Genomic DNA, 6,889 nt, shown 5'->3' with positions numbered 1-6,889 from the left:
TTACCACAGATCCCCAACAGCAATATCGCATCCTGGGCATCCTGGGGGGTGGCATTTCAATTGCAACGATCTATTGGTGTGTCTTTGGCACATTTCGGCACTCTCAAGAACAGGCAGCTTATCTCGGGAAATCGCTTAAAAACAGCGATTTTGACAACAACGGTTCATTTTTACAGCAGATAAAAATTGTTTTAAGCAATGGCCCCTTTCTATTTGTCGTAGGAATTTATCTTTTTTCATGGCTGGCGCTCCAGATTACAGCCGCCATCATTCCCTTCTACGTGACTTTTTGGATGGGAGCCGATGATTATTTTTTAGCCGCACTGTTGGTACAAGGTACGGCCATTCTGATGATGTTTGTCTGCAACTTATTGGCCAAACGTATTGGTAAAAAAGGGCTTTACTTTTTAGGAGCTGGCGTTTGGACAATGGTGCAAATTGCTCTATTTTCCCTACAGCCAGGGCAACTCATGACCATGTATGGACTATGTATCCTTGCCAGTTTTGGTGTAGCCACAGCCTATGTTGTTCCCTGGTCGATTTTGCCAGATGTGATCGAACTTAATGAACTCAAAACAGGGCAACGTAGTGAAGGGGCCTTCTATGCATTTATGACTTTGCTACAAAAAATAGGGCTTGCTGTCGGTATTTTTCTCGTCAGTTTAGCGCTAGAAACATCAGGATTCGACAAAAGCTTTGCCACACAGCCAGATTCTGCACTGTGGGCAATTCGCTTTTTTATGGGACCTGTGCCCTTGATCTTACTCGTGGGTGGCATGGTGCTGGCATACTTCTATCCCATCACCAAAGCAGTCCATGCCGAAACCCTACTTAAGCTAGCTGAACGCCGTAAACAAATACAGCAGTAGGCAACACCACTAACTGCGTCGGCGAGCACCAACTTCCGCTGGCTCTGCTGGCGCTATTTCAGTAGAGAGATAATGCTTACCTAAATCTAAAAACGCGTTAGCACGATTAATGTGTTGCTTAGCATCAGCCAGGGTGGCTTTATCTGTATGAGAATAATCTGCGCGCAGTCTTGCGTTTAAGCCATCGTTTAGATATGCACTATAGGGTTGAAATAGAGGCCTTTTTTCTGAAAATTGTTCTGAAAATAGACTATTGACAGCTTCATTTTGAGTAGGTACAGCTGCAGTCTGCTCCAGGAGAAGTGCCTCAGCCACATACAACATGGCGTAATAGGCGCGAGAAATAGCAATATCGTAAAAGTGACTATGGGCTAATAGCTGAGCTGCCTTTATATTTTCCTTTGCATTTAAAAGACGTTGCTTCTGCTCAGACTTCATGAACAAGAACTCCGGAAAACATTGAAAATATCCGTCCCAGCGGACATTAAAGCATAAATTGGTCCCAATCTTAAAGATTTCTTTAAAAGATATGAAAATATGATTCTGAACCTACCACGGATAGTCAGATATATTAAGCCCCTTGCTCCCAAGAGGTTAAAACGATTGAGACATTGGGTCATATCTTGTCTAGGATTATCTTGACAGCAACCCATGGCACAGTTTTTAGGCTGTCGCTAATATCATGCACTCAAGGAAATTTTATGTTAGAGGTAATCGTGTGAAATTATACAAAGTGGCACGGTGAGCGGCATAAATTTGGTGGGCACCCGTCTCCAAAACGGAAAGTACGTCATCGAGAACGAGCTGGGACGCGGCGGTTTTGGGGTGACCTATCGCGCTATGCACCGAAGCCTCAATCAAGTAGTCGTCATTAAGACGCTACGTTGGCCAACCAATGATGCAGAAAACGATCAGCAACTGCAAAAGTTTCAGGCAGAAGCACGTCGTTTAGCTCAGTGCCAGCATCCCCATATCGTTAACGTTACTGACTTTTTTATCGAGGCGGAGCGCCCCTATCTGGTCATGGATTTTATTCCAGGGCAACCGCTATCAGAGCTTATTTTTCCCAATCGACCTTTACAGGAAGACCTAGCCTTACAGTATATTCGACAAATTGCCAGTGCATTACAAACCGTGCATGCCCAAGGCTTGCTTCACCGCGATGTGAAACCTCAAAACATCATGGTTAACCAGGGCAATGCGATTTTGATTGATTTTGGCATTGCCCGAGAACTGGTGAGTGGTCAAACCCAAACCCATACAAATTTAGTTTCTGAAGGCTACGCTCCCCTAGAGCAGTATTTGCCCAAGGCAAGACGTTCAGCGGCCTCAGATGTTTATGGTTTAGCGGCCACCCTCTACTCTGCTGTCACCGGTCAAGTGCCGGTAGCCTCTGTGGTGCGATCGCACCACCCCCTCACTCCCCCTCGACAGGTCAACGCCACTCTCAGCCCCAGCACAGAACAGGCAATCTTCCAGGGCATGGCGTTGCAACTAACTGAGCGCCCCCAGTCAATTGCCACCTGGCTAATGCTGTTACCAGCAGCCAACAAACGGGGGTTACAACCACCCACCACCCAAGCGACCCAGGTTGTGGCCCCTGGCAGCCCTTCAGGCTATGTTTCAGGTCAGGATGATTTTCAAACTGGTGCTAAGGAGAAGCAACAACAGAAACGACAGGGTCCAGGCGTTATTAAAACATTCTTTTCTCTTATGCTCCTGGGACTGATAGCAGGTTCAGGATTTTTAGGCTATCGCGTATATATTGCTGTTCGCCAAGCGGTCAGTAATGTAAGGGACAAGACAGAAGACTTTGAAGTCTCTATGCCAGAGATTAGACTTCCCGAAGTCTCCCAACCTGAGCCAGAGGAAACATTAGCAGAAGAATCCAGCACTCCAACAGAAGTCCTTCCGGATCCAACAACTGCTGAGAGCGCACCGCCAACACCTGTTGCCACATCGCCACGACTAATATTAAAAGACAGTGGCAATCCCAATACTGCTACACCTGGCAATGGCAGTATCGTACCCGTACCTGGCTTTGCCCCTGGCACAGCGGCAACAGCTGTTGTTAATCGCCTGGGGGAACCCACACGACAGTCTGTGTCTCCATCAGCCACAACGGCTGTATACGAGCTAGATCCAAATAGAGCAACCGTTGCCTATATATACAATGCTGCTGGTGACACTATTCAGCAAGCCGAGGCCGTCTTTGCCCCTTCTTACGATCGTTTAATCATGCGCACAGCGCTAGCAGGTATGCTCAATGGACAATCTACCCGAGAGATTGAAGGGGGGTTAGAACAGGTACGTACCGGTCAGGCAAATCAATTTCCCTTTGAGCACAACGGTTTAACCGGCAGCATCGAACGCAATGATAACGGGTTTATTCACATCCACGTGCGTTAGAAAACCGAGATCTCTCATATAAAACGAGACCCGATGTAGAGACGTTCTATGGAACGTCTCTACACCGGGTTTGGTAATTAGGCGTAATTATCGACAACAACGTAATTACGTTCTCGCCTATTCGTTTTCCATGTTGAAGATAAAGGGTACCTGACCGCCCTTATCTCCCATAACCAACACCCTGGGCATCTGGGAACCACCGAGTTTCCAGGCTTCAATGGCCTCTTTCTGAAGCACCAGTTCACCCCCTTGGGCCTTTAATGTTTCAGCCAACAAACGCTGGGCTTCGGCGCGACCTTTGGCCCGGTTGACTTCTGCCTGGGCTTCTTGTTCAGCCTGCTGGGCTACATACACAGCTCGACGAGCACTTTGCTCAGCAATTTGCTTTTCTTCTACCGCTCGGGCAAATTCTTCTGAAAATGAGAGATCAACAACACTCGTATCAAGAATGATGATGCCGTACTTTTCTAAACGGCTACTGAGAGTATCGTCAAAATCTTCCTTTAGCTTCGTTCGTTGCGTAATCGCCTCTTCTACAGTACGACGGGCAGCAGCAATCTTAAAGGATTCCTGGGTCTGGGGGGCAATGATCTTGGTAACTATATTGGCCAACGTTCCTTGCTTTCTGCGGATTTCCACAATATTGCTAGGATCTAACCGAAAGTTAATGGCAAATCGAGCCCGTAAATCCTGAAGATCCTTGGTGGAACTTTCAGCGGGCACTTCAAATTTCTGAACCGTAACATCGTAAACATCCACAAAAGACACCAGGGGTGGCTTGATGTGAATCCCCTCTAGCAAGGGGGCATTTTGGGCTTTCCCTAGAATGCTTAAGACACCGGCCTGACCAGGATTAATAATGACCAAAGTGCTGGTCAAAATCAGGCCGGTAATAATGGCCAAAAGTGCGATCGCAGCTGGCTGCCAGCTACCCGTCCGAGCGCTCAAAATTAGTTCCTCCGAGTGTAGATGGGGAAAATTTTTTTAGACAAAATTTTCTTTCCCCAACGTATCCTAACCTTCTGGCAACCCGGTGACCACTTTATCTCCATCAATCACAGTGCCAATTTGATAGGCAGATTGAAAATGAGCCAACGTAGCTTCGGCTTGATCAGCAGGTACAACCAGTACAAAACCAATACCCATATTGAAGGTTTTAAACATTTCAGCAGTCGCTACATTGCCAGCTGCTTGTAACCACTTAAATACCGGCAGTATGGGCCAACTATCCGCCTCTATATATATAGATTGATTTTCACCGAGGCAACGAGGCAAGTTCTCAGGAAAACCACCCCCCGTAATATGAGCCATAGCGTGAATTTCTAAGCCACTCTTCAGGGCAGCTAACACTGGTTTTACGTAGAGTTGAGTGGGTGTCAGCAACACCTCGCCCAGGGACTGACTCGCCAATAGCTCCGGGCATTCATCCCAGCCATAACCGACCGATCGATCTACGACTTGCCCACCCAAAGACTCCTGCCGGGGCGCTTCCGCCATAATTTTGCGCACCAGACTGTAGCCGTTACTGTGCACACCGCTGCTGGGTAGTCCAATTAAGACATCCCCTATGCGCACCCGAGAACCGTCTAAAATGGCACTTTTTTCGACAATACCGACACAGAATCCGGCCATGTCATACTCACCCTGGCCATAAAACCCAGGCATCTCAGCCGTTTCTCCACCTAGTAGGGCACAGCCCGACTGACGACACCCCTCGGCCACCCCTGCTACCACCTGGGTCAGCTGCTCAGGGGCCAATTGCCCCGTGGCCAAATAATCTAAAAAGTAGAGAGGTTCCGCCCCTGACGTCAGCACATCATTGACACACATGGCCACAAGATCAATGCCCACCGTATTGTGACGATTCAACATGTGGGCCAACTTGAGTTTGGTACCTACACCATCTGTCCCCGAAACCAGAACGGGCTGAGAATATCCCTCGGGAAGCTCAAAATAACCGCCAAACCCACCTAAACCACCCAACACTCCAGGACGGCGAGTTCCTTCCACCAGGCTGCGAATAGTTTCCACAAACGCACGACCTGCTTCAACGTCCACCCCTGCCTGTCGATAATCCATAGACCTTACAAGAAATAGCATCCCTTAGAATACTTGTGGACGGTGGGCAATGCCCACCCTACGCGCTAAGGGCCTCAGCCCCTAAGGGAAGATGGGCGATACCTCCAGTAGACAATGCCTAAAGACAATACCCAAAGACAATGCCCAAACCTATAGAATCTTCATGATATGTCCGTTGACAAGAACATTATTGGTCATGGAAACTAGACTTACCACGGGGACAAAGTCTAAAAACGAACTGTAAGGTTATTTGGCATCTATTAATAATCTGTAATCATTGCAAAGCCATACATAATTTTTCAAAAACTAATTAGTCTGCTAGGACAGCTAGAAAACCGTCTATAAGCCTTGGCTGTCGAAGCCTGTAACTGGCGAATGAAGAAATTGTAAAGATGTTCCGCTAGGCCATTGTCTGTTTTCCCGGTCAAAAATGCGGTTCCAAACAGCAAAATCTTCGTGATAGATTAGCTCGCGTTGCCAATTTTTATTTTGTCCGCGATGCATTGTCATCTTGAAGCTACCCTATTCAATCCATTGAATTTGCCACTTCTCGCTCTGCGATGTAGACGCATATGCCTGGTGCACTCTGATTTATGAACAAAAAGTTTATTGGTCGTGTAGCAGTTGCCACATTGCTTGCCACTGCCGTTTCGATTCCTGAACGGGTCCATGCCCAAACCTTTGATACAGGTCCCATTGGAGCGTTTGAGGTTTCAGTCAACGACCAGTCCTTGGAGTCGTCTTCAACCGATACGCTTCAGAAATTTAATCGGTCGACGACCACCGTTCGCGTTAATGCCCATGCCCATGAAAGTCGGCAAGCTGCAACGGTTTACGTTAAAGATATTCCCGTATTAACCTACATCGATTCATCTGATACAGCTGAGGTTGTATCTGGTTGGGTGCCCCTAGAAGAAGCCGCAACCAACAGGGTTATTGCTGATGCAACTCAAATGGCAGCACAGCTGGAGCAATTGAGCGATCGCAACACAGATTTCACCGCCCATTGGGATGACGGCACTTACATGGTCAAAGCTGGAGACAGCCCGCTGCTCACCCTGGGTGAAACAGTGCAGCTTTCCGATGCCACCGAAAATGACGCAGAAAACGTTCTGCAAATTACCAATCGGTTACGCCGTCTTATCGGTGATGGTGCGACAGAGCCCATTACTGAAGTCATCGGTAGACCCGAACCACAGCAAGTGGCAGCCATCCGTTCTAGCTATAGCGGCATGGCCTCCTGGTATGGGCCAGGATTTCACGGTCGTATGAGTGCCAGTGGTGAATCCTTTAACCAATACGCCATGACTGCCGCTCACCGCACCCTACCGTTTGGCACTCAAGTTCGGGTCACCAACTTGAACAATGGTCAGCAGGTTGTGGTACGCATCAATGACCGTGGCCCTTTCAGCCGTGGGCGCATCATTGACCTCTCAGCTGGTGCGGCCAGTGCCATTGGGCTGCAAGCAGCTGGTGTCGGTCCTGTACAAGTTGAAGTGCTGCGTTAGTCTGGGTCAATCAGGTCTACCCTA

At 48.1% G+C, this 6,889-nt stretch carries 6 protein-coding genes; 3 read left to right on the top strand and 3 right to left on the bottom strand.

The window, feature by feature from the left end:
• Positions 1-869: MFS transporter (locus tag DXZ20_RS05925; RefSeq protein ID WP_250565643.1), on the top strand; the 869-nt coding region annotated here is incomplete at its 5' end.
• A 9-nt stretch (positions 870-878) separates the two neighbouring features.
• On the opposite strand, the gene DXZ20_RS05920 is transcribed toward DXZ20_RS05925, so the two are convergent.
• A complete protein-coding gene (locus tag DXZ20_RS05920) occupies positions 879-1,307 on the bottom strand; it encodes a HEPN domain-containing protein (protein WP_163667421.1) in 429 nt (142 codons plus the stop codon).
• 303 nt (positions 1,308-1,610) lie between these two features.
• Between DXZ20_RS05920 and DXZ20_RS05915 the strand changes: the two genes are divergently transcribed.
• On the top strand, positions 1,611-3,278 hold the full coding sequence (locus tag DXZ20_RS05915; protein WP_163696994.1) for a protein kinase domain-containing protein: 1,668 nt from the start codon (positions 1,611-1,613) through the stop codon (positions 3,276-3,278).
• Positions 3,279-3,395: 117 nt separating this feature from the next.
• On the opposite strand, the gene DXZ20_RS05910 is transcribed toward DXZ20_RS05915, so the two are convergent.
• Positions 3,396-4,226: a prohibitin family protein gene (locus DXZ20_RS05910; protein ID WP_163667415.1), complete on the bottom strand. Its 831-nt coding sequence runs from the start codon at positions 4,224-4,226 to the stop codon at positions 3,396-3,398.
• A gap of 66 nt (positions 4,227-4,292) precedes the next feature.
• On the bottom strand, positions 4,293-5,357 hold the full coding sequence (purM, locus tag DXZ20_RS05905; protein ID WP_163696992.1) for a phosphoribosylformylglycinamidine cyclo-ligase: 1,065 nt from the start codon (positions 5,355-5,357) through the stop codon (positions 4,293-4,295).
• Positions 5,358-5,950: 593 nt separating this feature from the next.
• Here purM and DXZ20_RS05900 point away from each other — a divergent pair.
• On the top strand, positions 5,951-6,865 hold the full coding sequence (locus DXZ20_RS05900) for a septal ring lytic transglycosylase RlpA family protein (protein ID WP_163696990.1): 915 nt from the start codon (positions 5,951-5,953) through the stop codon (positions 6,863-6,865).
• Positions 6,866-6,889 lie beyond the last annotated feature (24 nt).

Origin of the sequence: Adonisia turfae CCMR0081 (genome assembly GCF_011009555.1) — a bacterium.
GTDB lineage: Bacteria > Cyanobacteriota > Cyanobacteriia > Phormidesmidales > Phormidesmidaceae > Leptothoe > Leptothoe turfae.
This window is presented reverse-complemented; position numbering and strand designations above follow the sequence as displayed.

Excerpts from the sequence above, each read along its gene's own strand:
- DXZ20_RS05920 (WP_163667421.1), bottom strand. The coding sequence starts at position 1,307 with ATGAAGTCTGAGCAGAAGCAACGTCTTTTAAATGCAAAGGAAAATATA.
- purM (WP_163696992.1), bottom strand. The coding sequence starts at position 5,357 with ATGGATTATCGACAGGCAGGGGTGGACGTTGAAGCAGGTCGTGCGTTT.
- DXZ20_RS05900 (WP_163696990.1), top strand. The coding sequence starts at position 5,951 with ATGAACAAAAAGTTTATTGGTCGTGTAGCAGTTGCCACATTGCTTGCC.